This window comes from Aliiroseovarius sediminilitoris (assembly GCF_900109955.1).
GTDB classification, from domain to species: Bacteria; Pseudomonadota; Alphaproteobacteria; order Rhodobacterales; family Rhodobacteraceae; genus Aliiroseovarius; species Aliiroseovarius sediminilitoris.
The window spans coordinates 1247108-1267774 of the sequence record NZ_FOJB01000001.1 but is presented as its reverse complement, the minus strand read 5'-3'; the positions used below and the strand labels follow the sequence as shown (position 1 = coordinate 1267774).

General features: G+C 58.1%; 21 protein-coding genes. 7 read left to right on the top strand and 14 right to left on the bottom strand.

The genetic code is table 11. From position 1 onward, the window contains the following. The first annotated feature begins 130 nt into the window (after positions 1–130). Positions 131–784 carry an alternative oxidase gene (locus tag BMY55_RS06385; RefSeq protein ID WP_091429252.1) on the top strand — a complete coding sequence of 218 codons (654 nt, stop codon included), beginning with the start codon at positions 131–133 and terminating at the stop codon, positions 782–784. Positions 785–826: 42 nt separating this feature from the next. Here the strand turns inward: BMY55_RS06385 and BMY55_RS06380 are convergent, their stop codons facing one another. The 11 genes from BMY55_RS06380 to BMY55_RS06330 all read right to left on the bottom strand — a co-directional run bounded on the left by BMY55_RS06380 (position 827) and on the right by BMY55_RS06330 (position 12159). Then, entirely contained in the window at positions 827–1603 is a 777-nt protein-coding gene (locus tag BMY55_RS06380; RefSeq protein ID WP_091429251.1) for an enoyl-CoA hydratase-related protein, read from the bottom strand. Positions 1604–1725: 122 nt separating this feature from the next. After that, positions 1726–2190, bottom strand: coding sequence for a cytochrome c-type biogenesis protein (locus tag BMY55_RS06375; protein ID WP_091429249.1), 465 nt, complete (start codon positions 2188–2190; stop codon positions 1726–1728). Further along, positions 2187–4157 carry a heme lyase CcmF/NrfE family subunit gene (locus BMY55_RS06370; protein ID WP_091432107.1) on the bottom strand — a complete coding sequence of 657 codons (1971 nt, stop codon included), beginning with the start codon at positions 4155–4157 and terminating at the stop codon, positions 2187–2189. Before BMY55_RS06370 ends, BMY55_RS06375 begins: the two co-directional genes overlap by 4 nt. A 94-nt stretch (positions 4158–4251) precedes the next feature. Continuing rightward, entirely contained in the window at positions 4252–4674 is a 423-nt protein-coding gene (locus BMY55_RS06365) for a hypothetical protein (RefSeq protein ID WP_091429247.1), read from the bottom strand. Between the two features lie 130 nt (positions 4675–4804). Then, positions 4805–4999, bottom strand: a complete 195-nt coding sequence (locus BMY55_RS06360; protein ID WP_091429246.1) for a hypothetical protein — start codon at positions 4997–4999, stop codon at positions 4805–4807. Beyond that, positions 4989–5579: a holin family protein gene (locus BMY55_RS06355; RefSeq protein WP_091429244.1), complete on the bottom strand. Its 591-nt coding sequence runs from the start codon at positions 5577–5579 to the stop codon at positions 4989–4991. The genes BMY55_RS06360 and BMY55_RS06355 overlap by 11 nt, the downstream gene beginning before the upstream one ends. Next, on the bottom strand, positions 5570–6181 hold the full coding sequence (locus tag BMY55_RS06350) for a holin-associated N-acetylmuramidase (protein WP_091429242.1): 612 nt from the start codon (positions 6179–6181) through the stop codon (positions 5570–5572). The genes BMY55_RS06355 and BMY55_RS06350 overlap by 10 nt, the downstream gene beginning before the upstream one ends. 66 nt (positions 6182–6247) lie before the next feature. Continuing rightward, positions 6248–6691 (bottom strand): cytochrome c maturation protein CcmE, encoded by a 444-nt coding sequence (ccmE, locus tag BMY55_RS06345; protein ID WP_091432105.1) that lies wholly within the window; start codon positions 6689–6691, stop codon positions 6248–6250. Positions 6692–6721: 30 nt separating this feature from the next. Continuing rightward, positions 6722–7750, bottom strand: coding sequence for an N-acetyl-gamma-glutamyl-phosphate reductase (argC, locus tag BMY55_RS06340; protein ID WP_091429240.1), 1029 nt, complete (start codon positions 7748–7750; stop codon positions 6722–6724). Between the two features lie 55 nt (positions 7751–7805). After that, entirely contained in the window at positions 7806–8618 is an 813-nt protein-coding gene (gene murI, locus BMY55_RS06335; RefSeq protein ID WP_091429239.1) for a glutamate racemase, read from the bottom strand. 124 nt (positions 8619–8742) lie between these two features. Continuing rightward, on the bottom strand, positions 8743–12159 hold the full coding sequence (locus BMY55_RS06330) for an indolepyruvate ferredoxin oxidoreductase family protein (RefSeq protein ID WP_091429237.1): 3417 nt from the start codon (positions 12157–12159) through the stop codon (positions 8743–8745). A 166-nt stretch (positions 12160–12325) separates the two neighbouring features. Here BMY55_RS06330 and BMY55_RS06325 point away from each other — a divergent pair, with 166 nt between their 5' ends. The 5 genes from BMY55_RS06325 to grxD all read left to right on the top strand — a co-directional run bounded on the left by BMY55_RS06325 (position 12326) and on the right by grxD (position 17074). Beyond that, a complete protein-coding gene (locus tag BMY55_RS06325; protein ID WP_091429236.1) occupies positions 12326–13219 on the top strand; it encodes a LysR family transcriptional regulator in 894 nt (297 codons plus the stop codon). 442 nt (positions 13220–13661) lie between these two features. Next, positions 13662–15821 carry a phosphoribosylformylglycinamidine synthase subunit PurL gene (gene purL, locus BMY55_RS06320; protein ID WP_091432103.1) on the top strand — a complete coding sequence of 720 codons (2160 nt, stop codon included), beginning with the start codon at positions 13662–13664 and terminating at the stop codon, positions 15819–15821. Between the two features lie 3 nt (positions 15822–15824). Continuing rightward, positions 15825–16400, top strand: coding sequence for a hypothetical protein (locus BMY55_RS06315; protein ID WP_143064293.1), 576 nt, complete (start codon positions 15825–15827; stop codon positions 16398–16400). A 21-nt stretch (positions 16401–16421) separates the two neighbouring features. Then, entirely contained in the window at positions 16422–16664 is a 243-nt protein-coding gene (locus BMY55_RS06310; RefSeq protein WP_091429232.1) for a BolA/IbaG family iron-sulfur metabolism protein, read from the top strand. Between the two features lie 47 nt (positions 16665–16711). Next, positions 16712–17074, top strand: coding sequence for a Grx4 family monothiol glutaredoxin (grxD, locus tag BMY55_RS06305; protein WP_091429231.1), 363 nt, complete (start codon positions 16712–16714; stop codon positions 17072–17074). A gap of 6 nt (positions 17075–17080) precedes the next feature. Here grxD and BMY55_RS06300 read toward each other — a convergent pair whose 3' ends face one another. Genes BMY55_RS06300 through BMY55_RS06290 form a run of 3 tightly spaced genes read right to left on the bottom strand, consistent with a single transcriptional unit; the run spans position 17081 to position 18336 of the window. Then, positions 17081–17437 (bottom strand): MliC family protein, encoded by a 357-nt coding sequence (locus BMY55_RS06300; protein WP_091429229.1) that lies wholly within the window; start codon positions 17435–17437, stop codon positions 17081–17083. Between the two features lies 1 nt (position 17438). Then, positions 17439–17822 (bottom strand): cell division protein ZapA, encoded by a 384-nt coding sequence (locus BMY55_RS06295; protein WP_091429227.1) that lies wholly within the window; start codon positions 17820–17822, stop codon positions 17439–17441. Continuing rightward, positions 17815–18336 (bottom strand): hypothetical protein, encoded by a 522-nt coding sequence (locus BMY55_RS06290; RefSeq protein WP_091429226.1) that lies wholly within the window; start codon positions 18334–18336, stop codon positions 17815–17817. The genes BMY55_RS06295 and BMY55_RS06290 overlap by 8 nt, the downstream gene beginning before the upstream one ends. A 241-nt stretch (positions 18337–18577) precedes the next feature. Here BMY55_RS06290 and tkt point away from each other — a divergent pair, with 241 nt between their 5' ends. Then, positions 18578–20602: a transketolase gene (gene tkt, locus BMY55_RS06285; RefSeq protein WP_091429224.1), complete on the top strand. Its 2025-nt coding sequence runs from the start codon at positions 18578–18580 to the stop codon at positions 20600–20602. Positions 20603–20667 lie beyond the last annotated feature (65 nt).

The window sequence follows — 20667 nt, the reverse complement described above, 5'->3', positions numbered from 1 at the left end:
AACCGCGGCCTGCACACCCTATCTGTGAACTTGAAGGTGAATGCCGGTGTCGTCACCGGCTGTCAGCAAGGCGCAGGACCGATCTTCCAGGCCTTAATGTCTGGTTCGGGCCTCCGCAGAAAGGGGTATCATGAAACAGGCCTCGGATCTGGATACAGCGACGGTCGATTTCCAGCAGACACATCACGAACCGCAGGATTTCCGTGACCGGTTCGCCTTGGGTTTCGTCAAGTTCCTTCGTGTCTTTGCCGACGGTTTTTTCGCGGGCCGCTATGGGCACCGCGCGGTCGTCCTTGAAACAGTCGCCGCCGTGCCCGGCATGGTGGGTGGCCTGCTTCAGCACCTGAAAGCCATTCGGCATATCCGCGACGACCAGGGCTGGATCCGCGAGCTTCTGGACGAAGCGGAAAACGAACGGATGCACCTGATGACCTTCATCGAGATCGCAAAACCGACGCGATTCGAACGATTTGTCATCATGATGACACAGGCCGTGTTTTATAATTTCTACTTCTTTCTCTACCTTTTCGCACCGCGCATCGCACATCGCGTTGTCGGGTATCTGGAAGAAGAAGCCGTCATCAGCTACACGCAATATCTGGAACAGATTGACGCGGGTCAGGTGGACAACGTGCCTGCGCCAACGGTTGCGCTGGAATATTGGAATCTACCCGCAGATGCCCGCCTGCGCGAGGTGGTTCTGGTCATCCGCGCGGATGAGGCCATCCATCGCGATACGAACCACGAGTTTGCCAACCAGATCGCTGACCAGGCGCATGATTGACCCCTACCCCCCTCGAAAGGGGCGCAGGTCGTTGTCGCGATCCTAGCGCCCTTCGTAGTTTGGGCTGCGCTTTTCCAGAAACGCCAGCACGCCCTCTTTGAAGTCGCGCGAGTTGCCGCATTCGCCCTGCAATTTCGCCTCAAGCGCCAGTTGCTCGTCCAGCGTATTGCTCATCGAGGCACGCAAGGCTTTCTTGATGTTGCGATAGGACAGCGTCGGCCCTTTCGCCAGATGCCCGCCACGCTTTCGCCAAGTGGCGGCGAAGTCATCATCGGTCACGCATTCCCAGATCAAACCCAGATCAGCGGCTTCACGGGCAGGCATTTTTTCGGCAAACAGCGCCGCCCCCATCGCTTTGGCGAACCCCATCTGGCGCGGCATCCAATAGGTGCCACCGGCATCGGGGATCAGGCCGATGCGGGAAAAAGCCTGCATGAAAAACGCGCTTTCAGCGGCGATGACCACATCCGCGGCCAAGGCGATATTCGCCCCCGCCCCGGCGGCCGCCCCATTCACCGCCGAGATGGTCGGGATCGGGCAGTTGTAAATCGCATCCAACAGCGGTTCGTATTCATCACGTAAGGTGCGTTCCAGATCGACATGGGCCGCGTTTGCCCGGTCGCCCAGATCCTGACCCGAGCAAAATGCCCGACCTGCCCCGGTGATGACAAGCGCCCGCGCCGTCTGACCGGCGTCTTTCACCGCATGGGTGATTTCGGCCCGCATCTGCGTGTTCAGCGCATTCATCACATCGGCGCGGTTCAGGGTCAGCACTGCCAAACCATCAGTCATGTCCAGCGTGATCGTTTCGTAGTTCATTCGGTCCTCCCGCAAATTTCGGGTAGATTACTTGACCAATCGGTCAGGTAAAGGTGAACGCACCGTTATTCGAGTAAAAACACCAAACTAATCACCGGGTCAAACAATTGGGTAAGAAACGATCAGCCGTCCTTCAGAAGTTCCTTCAAGCGCGCCTCTTCATCCGCTGACAGGGCCACAGCGCCTTCACGGGCTTGCGAGCGGCGGCGCAAATAGACGGTGCCGGAGATCAGGGCAACGATGAACAGGACGGGACTAGCGGCCCACAGGATGATATTTGCGCCTGTGGTATTCGGCTTCAACAGAACGTATTCGCCATAGCGTTCGACGATGAAATCCACCACTTCTTCGTTGCTGTCACCTTCGACAAGACGTTCACGCACAAGAAGGCGCAAATCCCGCGCGATCGCAGCATTGCTTTCGTCAATATTCTCGCCTCGGCACACCACGCATCGAAGCTCCGCAGAAATGTCGCGGGCACGTTGTTCAAGCACTGGATCGCTCAGCACTTCGTCAGGATTGACAGCAAGCGCCGGTGAACCCAGCACCGCAAACGCAAGAAACACAGAAAGTGCTGCCCGTATCATTCGGCGGGCACTCCCGGTATACGTGACTTGGTCGCGCCTGCGGCAACGCGGAAACGACGGTCTGTCAGGCTTAGCACCCCACCAAGTGCCATCATCATCGTGCCCATCCAGATCCAGTTTGTAAAAGGCTTGATGAACGTCCGAACAGCCCAGGCACCACCCTCTTGCGGATCTCCAATCACCAGATAGATATCCCGCCAGAAGCCGTTTGAAATAGCGGCTTCCGTCGTCGGTATGGCCTGAACGGGATAGACGCGTTTTTCCGGGTAAAGCGTCGTGATCTCGCGCCCGTTTTCAGTGACGAGCATCTCGGCCTTGGTCGAGAGATAATTCGGCCCCTGCTCCTGCGTGACATCGACCAAGGTGATTTCATAATCTGAGACAGGGAAGCTCTTGCCAATCTCGGCAACGCGGATGTCCTCGACGCTCCAGGCCATTAGACCTGAAATGCCCATCACGGTGATCCCGAAACCGGCATGTGCGGCAAGTTTGCCCCAGTCCGAACGCGGCAGACGTGTCAGTCGCGACAGCCGGGTCGACACCGCGCCGCGCCCCGTGCGACTGGCGATATCAACCAATGATCCGGCAATCAGCCAGGTGCCCAGGAACATACCAATGGGCCCCAATGCTGTTTTGCCAGTTTGCATCGCCCAGACCAACGCCCCAACCGCCAAAGCCAGGACAAAGGCAGGCACAAGTTGTTTGGTCACGCGTCCAAGTTTCGCCCGTTTCCACGGCAGCATCGCTCCAACTGGCAGGATCAGCGCCAACGCCACCATAAACGGGGTAAACGCCGCCTCAAAGAACGGTGCTCCGACTGATATCTTGCGATCAAGAATCTCGCCAATCAGTGGCCAGATGGTCCCAACAAACACAACGAAAGAGGACACCGCCAACAAGATGTTATTCACAATCAAGGCGCTTTCACGACTAACAAAGCCAAAGACTCCCCGCGCCTCCATCGTGCTGGCACGTGCTGCGAACAGCGTAAGCGCACCGCCCGTGAAGACGGCCAGAATCATCAGGATGAAGACACCGCGTTTCGGATCAGAAGCGAACGCGTGCACCGAAGTAAGCACACCAGACCGCACAATAAATGTCCCGATCAGCGAGAACCCAAAGGCCAAGATCGCCAGCAGGATTGTCCAGCTTTTCAGACTCTCGCGTTTTTCGACAACGATGGCCGAATGCAGCAAGGCGGCGGCAAATAGCCATGGCATGAATGACGCATTTTCGACCGGGTCCCAGAACCAGAAGCCACCCCAACCAAGTTCGTAATAAGCCCACCAACTGCCCACGGCAATTCCGATTGTCAGAAATACCCAGGCGGCCAGTGTCCACGGACGGACCCAGCGCGCCCATGCCGCGTCAACCCGCCCTTCGATCAAGGCAGCGACGGCGAAAGAAAACGCCATCGAAAGTCCGACATAACCCAGGTAAAGAAAAGGTGGGTGCAGAGCCAAACCGGGGTCTTGCAAAAGCGGGTTCAGGTCGCGACCGTCAAAGGGCGGCTGCTCGATGCGCAGAAACGGGTTCGATGTGAACAGAACAAAGCCCAAAAAGGCCACTGCGATCGAGCTTTGCACCGCCAGCACTCGCGCCTTCAGCCGCTGCGGCAGATTTCCACCGAACCACGCGGCCGTGGCACCAAACAGCGACAGGATTAACACCCAAAGCAGAACCGAGCCTTCGTGATTGCCCCAAACGCCCGACACCTTGTAAAGCATTGGCTTGGCTGAATGCGAGTTCAGCGTGACCAGTCGAACCGAAAAGTCCGACGTCACAAACGCATAGGTCAATGCCAGAAACGAGGCAAGGATCAGAAGGAATTGGATCGTTGCCGCCGGCACTGCCAGTTCCATCCAGCCACGCCAGTCATAATGTGCTCCAATCAGTGGAACGATCATCTGCACAACCGCCACGCCCAGCGCCAGGATCAGCGCAAAATGTCCGAGCTCTGCAATCATGTTCGCGGCCATCCCATATTCATGATCGTGACCATACAGGTAGTCGCGAAGCGGGCCTAGCCCTCTGCGGCGTCAGGTCACGGGTTCCTCATCGTCATAGGGCCAGATAGATGATCGTCGACACCGCCACCGCCGCCAACACCGGCCACAGGAATGTCGTGCCGTGACACCCGAAGGATCGGTGAATGACACTGAAATGCAAAACAGCACCCGACAGGTACAGGGCCAGGGGGACGAAATGCGCGGCGCTGTGTGACATGATCGCTGGCTCACCCGCCAGTGCAAATATCCACCACCAACCCAGAACAAGGCTTGCCCCTGACCAGCTATAGGCCATGCCCAGCGCCAATGGTGTCGCACGCTGAACGTAAAGCCACAGAAATGTCAGCGAAATCATCAGCCCCATCAGGGTGATCGCGCCATATCCGATCTGGTACATCGCATCATATCCCGCCACCAGATAGCCAAGTTGCAAAACGATGGCGAGACACATCATTAAACCGAATGCTTGTTTCATTTCTGCAAGACCTCTCGCACAGCAGCGTCCAATTCGGCAGCTGCATGTTTGTTTTGTTCAATTGATCGCTGGAATCTTGATCCCACCAGAATTGCCCACAGCCGGCATCTGAGCCGCCAAAGCACCGCCATCATCCGACCCGCCCCCCGGCGGAGGGCAGACGTTCGCGGATGATCGTCGTGATCTCGATCAGGATGGATGAGTTCTTGTCCAACACCGCTCGCGTCGCCTGATCTTTCTGCAAGTCTCGGTACAGCAGATAGAACACCAACAGCACCCAGGGCCCATGTTCGGCGACCAGATTCATAAGCACGTCAAAGGCCACGCGATGACTCCTGCCAGTCCGCCAGCGCCGCGTTGTCGGTGATGTCCACCTGCGCACCGGCGCGCGCCGCTTGCACGGTTTCTTGTGGGGCTAGGGGTTCTGGCCTGAACACCGACGGTGGCTTGCCGCGATCTGATTGAACGCGCGCTGTCTCCAGGTCCCGCATCAAGCTCGCAGCAATCGCCCTCTGGAACTCTTGCCCTTTCACCTGATATCGCGCGCCGAAATAGAAGCTGACCACCACTCCCATCAGCCACCACAGCGGTTCAGGCACGACCGCGACACCTTCCATTCGCGCGGCAAACCAGTCTGGGCTGATCATGGCGGCTGCGAACAGGGCCAACGTGGACAGCGCAAGAGCCGGTCGAGGCACCCTGTTCACGCCATCCATGAAGCGATTGAACCATCCGCCCTGGCCGGCAATGAACTCGGCACGGAAAGCGTCGATGGCAGCCTGTTGTGCGTCACTGTCACGAATGGCGGCTGCCTCGGTGTTTTCACGAAACACTTCTGCGGTTTCGCGCACAAGGTTCCCGCTGCGCCCGAATAGAATGGTCAAGACGTTTCCAATCAGCCCCATGCGGAGGTCCTTTCGCGGTGATCTTGGTCAGAGAAATGATACTTGGCCGACAGGAATGCCTCTGCGCGGGTAATCCACCCACCCTTTCCACCATCCCGGCGACGGGCATATTTTCGTGAGGTTGGGCGCCGGTCAGCAAGACGGTAGTAATAGTTGCGCCGCTCGATTCCATAGGCGTCAACCAGATGATCGGGTGCCTGCAAGATCGCATCACGTGCGATCCCCAGCGTTTGCGGGCCAAGCGCCCCATCCACCGCCAGTTCATAGCCCATCTTGCGCAACAGTTCTTGCAGAATGCGCACCGCATTTCTGCCGGCATTCACATACATATCGAAGACCGTGGCCTGCAACGGTTGCGGAAGCTCCGCCAGCCGGGGTTTTCGGAAATAATGCCTCAGAAAGATGTCGCGGGCTTGATCGCGGGTCAGCCGCTTCACATCGTCTGCGGTGATCCGCCCGTCGCGATCCAGATCAAGTCCCAACCGGCGCATGGTGTGGATGGTCACACCGTATTTTGTCGCCCCGCCCGGATCATCCGGATCGTTCACAAAGCCGCCCTCGCGGGCGACTATTTCGGTCGCTATGTCTTCTACGCTTTTCATCCGCGCCTAACCCCGCATAAGAAATACGAGGCACAGGCTGGTTAAGAAGCGTTAAGAAATCTCAAATCAAGAGGTCGGCTCGACGTAAACGCCCGTTGCCTTGAGGCTGTCGATAACCTCTTTCGGCATATAGTCTTCGTCGTGTTTGGCAAGGATTTCCGTGGCTTGGAACGTTCCGTTTACATAGCTACCGGTGCCGATCATGCCTTGATTCTCGCCAAACAGATCCGGCAGCACACCGGTATAGGAAACCGGCACAACCGCCGCGCCGTCCGTTACCGAAAAGGTCACTGTCTCGCTTTGCCCGCGCACCAATGTTCCGTCCGCAACCAATCCGCCCATGCGAAACACTTCGTCTTCGCTGGGCGGTTCGGCCACAACCTCGGTCGGCGAACGATAGTAATTGATCCCGTCCTTCAGCGCATATCCGATCAACCCGGTCGAAATCACGAGTGCGACAAATGCCAGCAGGATGATCTGGATGCGTCGTGTTTTCTTCAGATTTTTCAAACCAGCCATATTCGGCTCCTTTTCAAACTCTTATGGAAAGACCGGCGGCAACATCAGCCCTGTCTTTTCGTCTTCGCCCAGCATGAGGTTCGCGTTCTGCATCGCCTGACCGGATGAACCCTTACACAGATTATCCAGCGCCGACACAACCAAAGCACGCCCCGGCACGCGGTCGCCGACAACGCCCAGATGGCATTGGTTCGACCCCATTACATGCCCCATACCCGGCAGTTGGCCCTTGGGTAGCACAGTCACGAACGGCTCGTCTTGATATTGCTCAACCAAAGCCGCGTGAATTTTTACAGCATCCCCGTCCACATAGCAATCGGCCAGGATGCCGCGGTTCACAGGCACAAGGTGAGGTGTGAACATGATCCGGACCGAGCGACCGGCCAACAGTGAAAACTCCTGATCGAATTCACCAAGATGCCGGTGCTTGCCACCTTGCGCATATCCCTGCACATCGGTCGAACGTTCGGCGAACAACATGTTTTCCTTCAGGGACCGCCCTGCCCCCGAAATGCCGTTCTTCAGGTCGCAGATAATCCGGTCAAGGTCGATCAACCCCGCCGAAATCAGCGGTCTCAGCGCATATTGCACGGTCGCGGCATTGCAACCTGTGCCCGCCACCAGTCGCGCAGTGCGAATCTCGTCTCGATAGAACTCGGTCAGGCCATAGACGGCGGTTTTCTGCAACTCGGTCGCCACATGCGGTGCGCCATACCATTTCTCGTATTCCGCCGGATCGCGCAGTCGAAAATCTGCGCCCAGATCAACGACTTTAACGGTCTTGGGCAAATCACGCACCAGTGCCTGGCTCAACCCATGCGGCAGAGCTGCGAAGGCTAGATCGACATTGGCGAAATCAATTTCATCCATCGTGGTGAGTTTGGGCAGATCGAGGTGGCGCAAATGCGGATAGACATCTGCCATGTCCATTCCTGCCTTACGGTCAGCGGACAGGGCGACGATTTCCATCGTCGGATGGGTGGCAATCAGCCGGACAAGCTCAGCGCCGGTATATCCGGACGCGCCCAGAATGGCGATTTTGTGGGTCATCAAGACCTCCTGCGGGTTCGTCGAAAGATGTAGTGGTTTTGAAGGGCGGCTTCAATCAGGCCGGTTCGAACGTGATCTTTCGTCGCAGAAACTGGGTCGCGCTGTTCGACACGCGGTTTGGATCGCCTGTGGTCAGGAACTTCGACGTAGTGCCTGCGCCCTTCATCTCCGGGTGCCGGTCCAGATAATAAGCAAGGCTTTCTGCAACCAGATTGGCCTGACTGTAAACCTGAACGTCGTCACCCAGCGCGGCCTGGAACGCCTCTTCCATCAGCGGGTAGTGAGTGCAGCCAAGAATGGCCGCCTCGGGCTTGGGCATCTTGCGCTTCAGGGCATCCACATGGCTGCGCACCAGCGCTTCGGCCAGGATCATGTCGCCCTCTTCGATCGCATCGACGACGCCACCACAGGCCTGCGCTTCGACATCGACCCCGATGGCTCGAAAGGCCAGTTCACGCTGGAAAGCCCGGCTGGACACGGTCGCTGGTGTGGCAAACAATGCCACATGTTTTACAGCCACTTCGCGCGGAGGCGAGTTGTCGCCCCAATCCCTTTCGGTCAGGGCTTCGATCAGCGGCACAAAGACCCCCAAAACCCGTTTGTCTTTTGGAATCCAGCTTTCCTGCATCCGCCGAAGCGCGGCGGCGGAGGCGGTGTTGCAGGCCAGAATGACCAAATCACACCCTTCGTCCCAAAGGGCCTGAACGGCGGTGGTGGTCAGGTCATAGATGTCATCTGCATCTCGAACGCCATACGGTGCATGGGCGCTGTCGGCGTAATAGACGAAATCCACATCAGGCAAGCGTTTCGCCACGGCATCCAGCACCGTCAGTCCACCAAGCCCTGAATCGAATACCCCTACAGCCATGCCCTATGGTCCCGTCCGTGTTGTTCTGGTGCAAGCCATAGGTCCGTTTTTCGCGGAAATCCATCACCGATTGCGCGCTGCGACGATTCTCCGCCCAGGTGCGGCGTCGCAGCGGCAGGCGGAGTCATTCAGCGGCGTGCGCCAACGGCGCCTTGCCGTCGAATTGTGACATCAACGCGGCACGACGCTCAGCGGCTTTCTCTACATTGGCGTGCTTCACTGGCCCAAAGCCACGGATGGTCAGGGGCAGCGCGGCGAGCTCTTGCGCAATCGCCAGATTGTCATCGGTCAGACCCGCCACGACGGATCTCATGTCCGCTTCATACTCGGCGATCAGGGCGCGTTCGGTGCGACGCTCTTCGGACCGGCCAAACGGGTCAAACGGTGTGCCGCGCAGGACTTTCAACTTGGCAAGCCATGGGGCTATGGTTTCAAACCAACCACCGAAGCCGCGTTTCTTCGGCCGTCCGCTGGCATCAGTCCCGCTCAGGATCGGCGGGGCAAGGTGATAAGTCAGCTTCAGATCGCCATCGAATTCGGCTTCGGCCTTGGCGCGGGTATCGCACAACATGCGCGCCACCTCGTATTCGTCCTTATAGGCCAGGAGCTTATGATAGCTTTTTGCCACCGGTTCTTTCAGCGCCTCCGGCATCTGGTCGACAAAAGCGCGATAGCGTTTGGCCAGCCGCGCATCCTGATAGGTGGTCAGATGATCGGCGCGGAACGCGATGATCTCGGCCAGTGTCTTGGGCTTATCAACGATCTCGCCCAGAACCGTCTTTTCGGCATCTTCCGGGTGTAGCACTGCCCAACGCCCCAGTTCGAAGGCTCGTTTGTTTCGGTCAGGGGCCTGACCATTCAATTCAATTGCATACATCAGCGCGTCATGGGTCAGCGGCACGATGCCCGCCTGCCAGCTTGCGCCCAGAACCATCATGTTGGAGAAGATGTTGTCCCCCATCAACACCCGCGCCAACTCGGTCGCGTCGAACATTGACACACGTTCGCGCAGACGCGCTTCAAGCGACAGTTGCAGGCGGTCGCCGGGGATGGCGAAATCGGTGTTGCGGGTGAACTCCCCCGTAATGGTCTCGTGGCTGTCCACGACAGCGCCGGTGCGCCCGGTTTTTGTCAAGCCCAGGGTTGTATGAGCTGCCGACACAACAAGATCGCAACCGATCAGCGCGTCGCATTCGCCTGTTGCCACACGAATGGCGGAAATGTCCTCCGGCTTCTCGGCCAGGCGCAAATGCACAGTGACGGCGCCACCTTTCTGCGCAAGACCAGCCATTTCCATCATGCCCACGCCCTTGCCGTCGATATGGGCGGCTTGCGCCATGATCGCGCCAATGGTCACGACGCCAGTGCCGCCAACCCCGGTGATCACCGTGTTGAACGTGCCGTCAATTGCGGGCAGCGTGGGCGCTGGCAGATCTGGCAGATCGACCTCGACCGTGGCCGCTTTCTTCAGCTTGGCCCCTTCGACGGTCACGAAACTGGGGCAGAAGCCGTTCACACAGCTGAAGTCCTTGTTACAGCTTGACTGGTCGATGGCGCGCTTGCGACCCAGTTCGGTTTCCACTGGCACGATCGAGACACAGTTCGACTGCACCCCGCAATCGCCGCAGCCCTCGCAGATGTCGGTGTTGATGAACACGCGCTTGTCAGGGTCAGGAAACTGTCCACGCTTGCGGCGGCGGCGTTTCTCAGCCGCACAGGTCTGGACGTAAAGAATGACAGACACACCCTTGATGTCGCAGCATTTTTTTTCGACGTCCAGCAACTCGTCACGGGTGTGGTGTGACAGGCCTTTCGGGAAGGCAGACAAGTCCACATCCTCTTTGTCATCATAGACAAGGAAGATGTGCTTCACGCCCATCGCTTGCACTTCGCGCGCGATACGCTCGGCATCCAGCCCACCTTCGTTGGTCTGTCCGCCGGTCATCGCGACGGCATCATTATAGAGAATTTTGTAGGTGATATTGGCGTCGGAGGCCAACGCGGCCCGGATCGCCAGATTACCCGAGTGGTTATACGTCCCGTCGCCAAGGTTCTGGAACACATGCCCGGTTTTCGAGAACGGCGCCTCGCCGATCCAGTTCGCACCTTCTCCCCCCATTTGGGTGAATCCAACTGTATCGCGATCCATCCACTGCACCATATAGTGACAGCCAATTCCCGCATAAGCGCGCGACCCTTCCGGCAATTTGGTCGATGTGTTGTGTGGACAACCTGAGCAGAAGAACGGCAGGCGCGCGGCGATGTTAGGCGCGTTATCAGCGCCTTTCGCCTCGGCCAACATGGTCAGGCCCGCTTTCACAGACTCGGTCCCGCGTCCTTCTTCTATCAGAATGTCGCCGATTTTCTCGGCAATCATGATCGGGTCCAGCGCATAGCGGGTCGGGAAAAGTTCCAACCGACGTCCGTTTTCCCACGTGTCGCCCTTGTGCCAGCCATAGACGCGCCGGCCGTCACGGTCGTCAAAGATCGCTTCCTTGATCTGCACTTCCATCAGCTTGCGCTTTTCTTCGACCACCACGATCAGGTCCAGCCCCTCGGCCCATTCGTGGAAACTTTCCATATCCAGCGGAAAAGTCTGACCCACCTTATAGGTCGTGATCCCCAGACGTTCGGCCTCGACCTCATCAATGCCCAGCAGGCCCATTGCATGCACCAGATCAAGCCAATTCTTACCCGCCGCAACAAACCCGATTTTAGCGCCCGGTTTGCCCCATTTGCGCTGGTCGATCCGGTTGGCACGGGCATAGGCCTCAGCCGCAAACCGTTTATAGTCGATCATCCGCGCCTCTTGCGGCACCGGCTGGTCAGCCAAACGAATGTTCAACCCGCCTTCGGGCATATCAAACTCGGGCGTCACAAGCTTCATCCGGTTCGGGTCGCCATCTACGACCGAGGTCGCCTCGACCGTATCCTTCATCACTTTCAAACCTGCCCAGACCCCAGCAAACCGGCTCAGGCCATAGCCATAAATGCCATAATCCAGAATTTCCTGCACGCCTGCGGGGCTGAGCACCGGAATATACGCATCCACCATCGCCCAGTCCGATTGGTGCAGCACCGTCGAGCTTTCTCCGGTGTGGTCATCGCCCATCGCCATCAGCACGCCGCCATGCGGGCTGGTGCCGGCCATGTTCGCGTGTCGCATCACATCGCCGGTTCGGTCTACACCCGGCCCCTTGCCATACCACAGCCCGAAGACACCATCATGTGTGCCCTCGCCGCGCAGTTCGGCCTGCTGGCTGCCCCACAGCGCGGTGGCAGCAAGGTCCTCGTTCAGGCCTGGGTGAAATTTGATATCATTGGGCTCCAACACCTTCTTTGAACGGCCCATCCAAAGATCCACGGCCCCCAGGGGCGATCCCCGATAACCTGTCACATAGCCTGCTGTGTTCAGCCCGGCGGTCCGGTCGCGCTCCTTTTGCATTAGCATCAGGCGCACCAGGGCCTGCGTGCCGTTCAACAGAACATGCTTCTTGGTCAGATCAAATCGGTCGTTCAGAGTGATGTCTGGCTTGCCCATGACGCACCTCCCAATACGTTACAGTGAAACTGGATAAGGTCAATTATAGGTCAAAGGCTATGACCTATCAATTCAAATCGCATCATAATCCGTGCTGGAACTCATCACGTTTCTGATGATAACACTGTGCAAGTTTTTGGCGCTAACAAATTGTGGTTCTTTCGGTATGGATTGGGACAAGCTCAGAATATTTCACGCGGTGGCGGATGCCGGGTCACTGACCCATGCGGGTGATACACTGCATTTGTCGCAGTCTGCTGTGTCCCGACAAATCCGGGCGCTTGAGGAAAGCCTGAATGCCACGCTTTTTCATCGGCATGCGCGTGGGCTGATTCTCACTGAACAGGGCGAGCTGCTGTTTGACGCCACTCGGTCAATCAATCAGCGGATCGAAGCCGCTGTCGCACGCATTCGCGACAGCAAGGAAGAAGTGTTCGGCGAATTGCGAGTCACAACGACCACTGCCTTTGGATCGCTTTGGCTGGCCCCGCGCCTGCCGAAACTGTACGAGAAATATCCTGACCTGAAAATCGACCTGATGTTGGAAGAGCATGTGCTCGACTTGCCCATGCGCGAGGCCGATGTCGCGATTCGCATGAAAGAGCCAAGCCAGGCTGACTTGATCCGCAAGCGTCTGATGGATGTGCATATGCGGCTTTATGCAACGCCAGCATACCTCGAGAAAAATGGCATTCCCGAAACGCTGGAAGACCTTTCCGAACACCGGTTGATTTGTCAGAATACCTCATCTGCGCAAGTCCGGGCGGGCGCGGATCTTGCGCGGGAACTGCTGACCTATGATGTTAAGTCCTTGTTGACCGTAAACAATTACTTCGGTGTGCTTCAGGCGGTCCTGCACAATCTTGGCATCGGAATGCTGCCAGACTATGTCACGCAAGACATACCCGGCGTCCAACGGGTGCTTCCTGATGTCGAAAGCAAAGAGATTCCCGTATTCCTTGCCTACCCCGAAGAATTGCGCGCCTCCAAGCGGATCGAAGCCTTTCGGGATTTCGTGGTGGAAGAACTGATCGAGCATCGCAAAGGCCGACAGGACTAGCTTTTTTCGCTGATGACGTAACACTGACCCGAGAATTATGGTGTTTTTTCGCAACACCCGAAAAAGGACGCAACACTGCATTGTATACAAACGTCGACCCAAGTCGACGCTTAACCTGCTCAAAAGTCAGGGAATATCGCACCCTAACTCTACTTATTCGCGATTGCGTCCCGTTTTATCTGCGAAGGCATGCGAATTTTGCATAGCTGCAATGCAGCAATTTCCCTTGATCCGCCCCGCTGAGAAACCTAATTCTTAACCAAAGCCGATGGTGAGCTTTGCTCTAGTCGGTTTTTACCTCCCTGTTGGACTTGGCCGGGCTTTGCCCGGCCTTTTTTTTCGCAAGCGCCGGTTTCGGCCTTTGCAGCCAACGCCTTTGCTCTTTCCCATTACGCACGCATCGCATAAAAAGCGCCAACCAAAGCCTAAGGGGGAAACGGGCATGACCGAGCCGAAGATCACCGAGGACCTGATTGCAGCGCACGGGCTAAAGCCTGACGAATACGAGCTGCTCCTCGAAATCATTGGTCGCGAGCCGACATTCACCGAGCTTGGCATCTTCTCGGCCATGTGGAACGAGCATTGTTCGTACAAATCCTCGAAGAAATGGCTCCGCACCCTGCCCACCGATGGCCCTCAGGTGATCTGCGGCCCCGGCGAAAACGCGGGTATCGTCGATATCGGTGACGGACAAGCTGTGGTCTTCAAAATGGAAAGCCACAACCACCCGTCCTACATCGAACCCTACCAAGGCGCGGCCACCGGTGTTGGCGGCATCCTGCGCGACGTGTTCACCATGGGTGCCCGCCCCATTGCGGCGATGAACTCGCTGTCCTTTGGCGAAATTGATCACCCAAAAACCAAACAACTCGTGAACGGCGTGGTCGAAGGTATCGGCGGCTATGGCAATTGTTTCGGTGTGCCCAATGTAGGCGGCGAGGTTCGCTTTCACCCTGCCTATAATGGCAACTGCCTTGTGAACGCTTTTGCAGCAGGCTTGGCCGATGCCGACAAGATTTTCTACTCCGCAGCCTCCGGCGTCGGAATGCCCGTTGTGTATTTGGGCGCGAAGACAGGCCGCGATGGCGTTGGTGGGGCGACCATGGCATCGGCCGAATTTGACGACACGATCGAAGACAAGCGCCCCACCGTGCAGGTCGGCGACCCCTTCACAGAAAAGCGCCTGATGGAGGCAACGCTGGAACTGATGCAAACCGGTGCGGTGATTTCAATCCAGGATATGGGGGCCGCTGGCCTGACGTGTTCAGCGGTCGAAATGGGCGACAAGGGCGGTTTGGGCGTCAAACTGAACCTTGAAGACGTGCCGCAGCGCGAAGACAACATGACCGCCTATGAGATGATGCTGTCCGAAAGCCAAGAACGGATGCTCATGGTCCTTAAGCCCGAAAAAGAGGCCGAAGCCCGTGCTGTGTTCGAAAAGTGGGATCTGGACTTCGCAATTGTTGGCGAAACGCTTGCAGAAGATCGCTTTTTGATCATGCACAATGGCGAAGTGAAAGCCGATTTGCCGCTGTCCCCCCTGTCGGGTCGCGCGCCAGAATATGATCGTCCATGGGTCGAGACGCCAGCCGCCGAAGAACTGTCGGACGTTCCCGAGATCGATGCCATCGACGCTTTGAAGGCCCTGATCGGGTCGCCCAACTACGCCGCGAAACAGTGGGTTTATGAACAATATGACCACATGGTGATGGCCGACACCGTCCGCGCGCCCGGTTTAGGCGCTGGCATCGTGCGGGTTCACGGAACTGATAAAGCCATCGCGTTCACATCGGATGTGACGCCGCGCTATGTGAAGGCCAATCCTTTTGAAGGCGGCAAACAGGCCGTCGCCGAAGCCTATCGCAACCTGACCGCCGTGGGCGCGAAACCCCTTGCCACCACCGACAACCTGAACTTCGGCAACCCCGAGAAGCCCGAGATCATGGGCCAATTCGTCGGAGCCATCAAAGGGATCGGTGAGGCGGTCGCCGCGCTGGATGTGCCGATCGTGTCGGGCAACGTGTCGCTGTATAACGAAACCGACGGTCAGGGCATTCTGCCCACGCCAACCATCGGCGCTGTTGGGCTGCTGGACAGCCTTGACGACATGATCGACGGCGTGGCCCGTGACGGGCATGTCGCGATGGTCATTGGCGAGACCACCGGGCATCTGGGCCAATCCGCCCTGTTGGCTGAGGTGTTCAACCGCGAGGACGGCGACGCCCCGCATGTGGACCTTGCGGCTGAAAAGGCGCACGGCGACTTCATCCGCGCCAACCGCGAACTGATCAAGGCTTGTTCGGACCTGTCTGACGGTGGTCTTGCCATGGCGGCGTTCGAAATGGCCGAAGCGGGTGGTGTGGGGGTCTCTCTCGACACTGCCGACACGCCGACCCTGTTCGGAGAAGATCAGGCGCGCTATCTGGTGGCTTGTAACTTCGATCAGGCCGAGGCCCTGATGATCGAAGCGGGCAAGCTGGGCATCCCCATCGCCTCGGTCGGTCGCTTCACCGGCGACACCGTAAAGATGGGCGGGTCCGAAGCCCCGCTGGACGAACTGGCCGAGATCTTCCGCACCGGGTTCGATCAGGCGCATCGCTGATCCATGACTTCCCCCCCTGACCCACAAGACATGTCGGCACTGGTGGCGGATTGCGCCGCCTGCGCAGGGCTGTGTTGTGTGGCACCGGGCTTTGACGCGGGCGATGATTTCGCTTTTGACAAACGTGCGTTGGCCCCGTGCCGTCATCTTGGCGACGACAACCTGTGTCGCATCCACGAAACCCTTGAAGATCAGGGGTTTCCGGGCTGTGCACGGTTTGACTGCAAGGGGGCCGGACCTTACGTGATGACGCACATCTTTCCGCGCAAACGCTGGCGCAAGGATCGCGAAACGCTGGAGGCAATCGCCGAAGCCTATCGCCGGATGCGCGCCATCTGTGACATGATCGAGCTGTTTCGCGCGGCTGAACGCCTGCCGCTGTCGCCCGCACAGGAAACCGCCAGGCGCGACATGCTTGACCGGCTATTGCCCCGACCTGCCTGGACGGCGGATACGTTGGCGCAGGCCGAACAAGGCGGCATTCTGTCGGACGCCCGCGCTGTTTTGTCCGGGTTTCGTGATGCCGCAACACGCCACCAGGTCTTGCGGCCCCCCTGCCCCGAACATAGATTGAGTTGAAACATAAACGAGGTTCTGACCATGGCCATGGAAGCATCCGAAATCGAAACCCTCATCCGCGAGGCTTTCCCGGAGGCGAAAATCACCATCACCGATCTGGCCGGTGACGGAAACCACTATGCCGCCGAGGTGGTGGATGAGAGCTTTCGCGGCCAGAACCGTGTGCAACAGCAACGGGCCGTCTATGCCGCCCTGAAGGAAAAGATGGCCGGCAGTCATGGCGACCTTCATGCACTGGCACTGACGACGAAAGCGCCTGACTAAACACGCCCGGACACCTCCGGCCCGACCCCTGACATCAAGGAAATGACATGACCGACGCAAAAACCCGTATCACCGAAACCGTCAAGGCCAACGACGTTGTGCTCTACATGAAAGGCACGAAAGACATGCCGCAATGCGGGTTTTCCTCGCGTGTGGCCGGTGTACTGAATTTCATGGGCGTTGATTTTGCCGACGTGAACGTGCTGGCCGATGAAGAAATCCGCCAAGGCATCAAGGATTATTCCGATTGGCCCACCATCCCGCAGCTTTATGTCAAAGGCGAGTTTGTGGGCGGTTGCGACATCATCACCGAGATGACCCTGTCGGGCGAGCTGGACACGTTGTTTGACGAAAACGGCGTTGCCTATAACAAGGAAGCCGCAGACAAGATCCGCGAAGCGAACGGCTAAGCCGGTTCACATCGTCCTGCATTGCGACAGAAGCGTTTCGTCCGTGTTGTTGGGGGCATCCTCCCACATCAGAAACGCTTCGTCGCCCTTGGTCCACCAGACATAGCCAGCCCCATCCGGGGCTTGCGCATATTTGGCGCCCGACCCCGATATGACCTGGCCAAGTGCCACCTGCTGCCCTTCCACATGAATCACGGCGAATGATCCTTCGTCCCCATTGATATACGTGGCCCAAACCATCGCGCCGCGCTCGCATCTATAGCGAAGGGTGTCAATCAGCGCTTCAGCCGAAACAGAAAGGGGTGTCAGCAGGAACGACGCGGTCGCCACCGCGCGCCAAACTCCGAAATGAGTGGCTGTCATCTTAACCGGCGCGTTCTTCTATTTCCGCAGCGACGGCCTCAGCGCGGGCGGCAATCTCGGCCAGAGTATCCGTGACCGCATCTGGAATCACCGGCACTTCGACCTTTTGCGGGGCAGCATTCTGCGCCGCATAAAGCTGCGCCTCCAAATCGGCCACTTTCTTGTCGGCCAGCTTCACTTTGTCTTCCATACCAGCCGTCTTGTCGGCGAGCATTAGCCCAGCCATCAACAACATACGGCTTTCGGTCAAGTTGCTCATCTGGCTGACCAGAACCGAGGCTTCGTTGTCCAGCATCTTGGCGGCGGTGATCAGGAAATGCTCTTCACCTTCCTGACAAGCCACATCGAAGTTGCGGCTTCCAATGGTGATATTGATATCAGGCATCAGCACCCTCCTTCCCGTTTGGTGAATGTGGCATCGTGCCGGTGTTGCTGTCGTTGATCAACTGTCCAAGTTCGCCCAGGACCGCATCGAGTTCGGCACGATCCGCAGATTGCGCAACCCGCAAGCCTTCAAGCTCTGCCGCCATCGCGTCGTTGACCAGTTCAGCATTCACATCGCCATCTGCAATCGCCTTGCGCAATGCATCATTATTGGCCCTCAGGTCAGCGTTCACCTGTCGCATCTTGGACAGAACCACTTCGTCCGTCTCAAGCTGAGCAGTCAGGCGACCAAGTTCGCCACGCAGCTTGTCCACCTCGTCAGCGCGGCTTTGCTGCAGGGTTTTCACCCGTTCCGACAATTGGCTGTTCGCTGTCCGCTCTTCATCCAACTGTGCTTTAAGTTGTGCAACTTCTTCGTCCGAACCGCCTGACTGAGTGGACAGCGCAGACAAGCCGCTGCTGATCCGTTCAAGTGCGGTGGTAATTCGGGTTTCCAATTCGGAAATATCGCTCATGTTCTGCCCTGAACCAGTATTGTTTGCCCGATCTTGTCACATGCCTGCCGACCTGACAACGCAAGACATGCGTGCGAATCGGCGGTGCGTGCTGGTATGCCGATCTTACCCGACCCCACCCCAAAATGCGCCCCCCCGTTCTTTTCCAAACACTTGGCCCGCGACATGCAGCTTGGCTTGACCCTTGGCAAATGACTGCTATCAGGGGTCCAACCTCAACTTTGTCAAAGGATGTTGACCGTTGGACATCGCCACGCTTCGCAAAAGCCACCCCGATCACTGGAAAAAAGCCACCGCGATCCGCTCGCTGACGCTGGATGCGGTTGCCGCCGCGAATTCGGGTCACTCTGGAATGCCGATGGGCATGGCAGATGTGGCAACGGTGCTTTTTGAGAACCACCTGAAATTCGATGCGTCTGCGCCGCGTTGGGAAGACCGCGACCGGTTTATCCTGTCGGCGGGTCACGGTTCGATGCTGATCTATTCGCTGCTTCATCTGACCGGTTACAAAGATGTGACGCTGGATCAGATCAAAAACTTCCGCCAATGGGGTGCGATCACTGCGGGCCACCCGGAATATGGGCACGTCTCGGGCGTTGAAACCACCACCGGCCCGCTGGGTCAGGGCATCGCCAACGCCGTTGGTTTTGCCATGGCCGAAGAAATCCAGCGCGCCCGCTTCGGCAAGAAAATCGTCGATCACTTCACCTATGTGATCGCTGGTGACGGTTGCCTGATGGAAGGCATCAGCCACGAAGCCATAGGTTTGGCCGGGCGTCACCAATTGGGCAAGCTGATCCTTTTCTGGGACAACAACGACATCACCATTGACGGCAAGGTCTCGCTGTCTGATTGCACCAACCAGGTGCAGCGCTTCAAGGCATCCGGCTGGCATGTGCAGGAAATCGACGGCCACGACCCCGAACAGATCGATGCGGCGATTGCGAAGGCCAAGACGACCAAGAAGCCGTCGATGATCGCCTGCAAGACACATATCGCTTTGGGCCATGCGGCTCAGGACACATCCAAAGGCCACGGCGCGTTGACCGACGCGGACCAACTCAAGGCTGCGAAAGAAGCCTACGGCGCACCCATCGGCGACTTCCAGGTTGAAGACGACGTGAAAGCCGCTTGGGAAGCCATGGGCGCCAAAGGGGCAGCAGCCCGCGCTGAGTGGGAAGCCCGCTTTGCGTCAATCAGCGAACGCAAACAGGCCGAGTTCAACCGCGCATATGCGCTGGACGTGCCGAAGAAGCTGGGCGGCGTTGTCCGTGCCCTGAAACGTCAGGTGGCCGAAGGCAAACCCACGGTAGCCACCCGCAAATCGTCGGAAATGGTGCTTGAGGTCATCAACCCGGTGATGCCGGAAACCGTCGGCGGATCGGCTGACCTGACCGGGTCAAACAACACCAAGACCGGTGATCTGGGCGTCTTTGACGTGGACAACCGCAAAGGCCGCTATATTTACTGGGGCATCCGCGAACACGGCATGGCGGCTGCGATGAACGGCATGGTGCTGCATGGCGGCATGCGCCCCTATGGCGGCACATTCTTCTGCTTTACCGACTATGCGCGCCCTGCCATGCGTCTGGCGTCGCTGATGAAAATCCCGACGGTCTTCGTGATGACACACGATTCGATCGGCGTTGGTGAAGACGGCCCGACCCACCAGCCGGTCGAACATCTGGCAATCTGCCGCGCGACCCCCAACAGCTATACCTTCCGCCCGGCCGATACGGTGGAAACGGCCGAGGCATGGGAACTGGCGCTGGCCTCGAAGGAAACGCCATCGACCCTGGTGCTGACCCGGCAAAACCTGCCGACCGTGCGCACCGAATACAAACAGAAGAACCTGTCCGCTCAGGGCGCTTATGTTCTGGCGGATGCGGAAGCTGGCAAGCGTCAGGTGATCCTGATCGCCACCGGGTCCGAGGTGTCGCTGGCGATGGATGCGCGTGCCACACTGGAAGCCCAGGGCATCGGCACCCGCGTTGTCTCGATGCCGTGTATGGAACTGTTCGCACAACAAGACGAAGCCTATCGCCGCAAGGTTCTGCCCCCTGGCCCCGTGCGCGTAGGCGTCGAAGCGGCCGTGCGTGACGGGGGCTGGGATCGCTGGCTTTTGGGCGAGCGCGGCCGCGAAGCGAAAGCCGCCTTTGTGGGCATGGAGAGCTTTGGCGCGTCAGCCCCGGCAGGCGTTTTGTTCGAGAAGTTCGGCATTACCGCCGAGAACGTCGTCGAGAAAGCCAAGGATCTGTTGGGCTAACGCTTCACAACCTTGAAACTGAAGTGCCCCGCCGGCTTGCTGGCGGGGCTTTTTTTGTCCAAAAT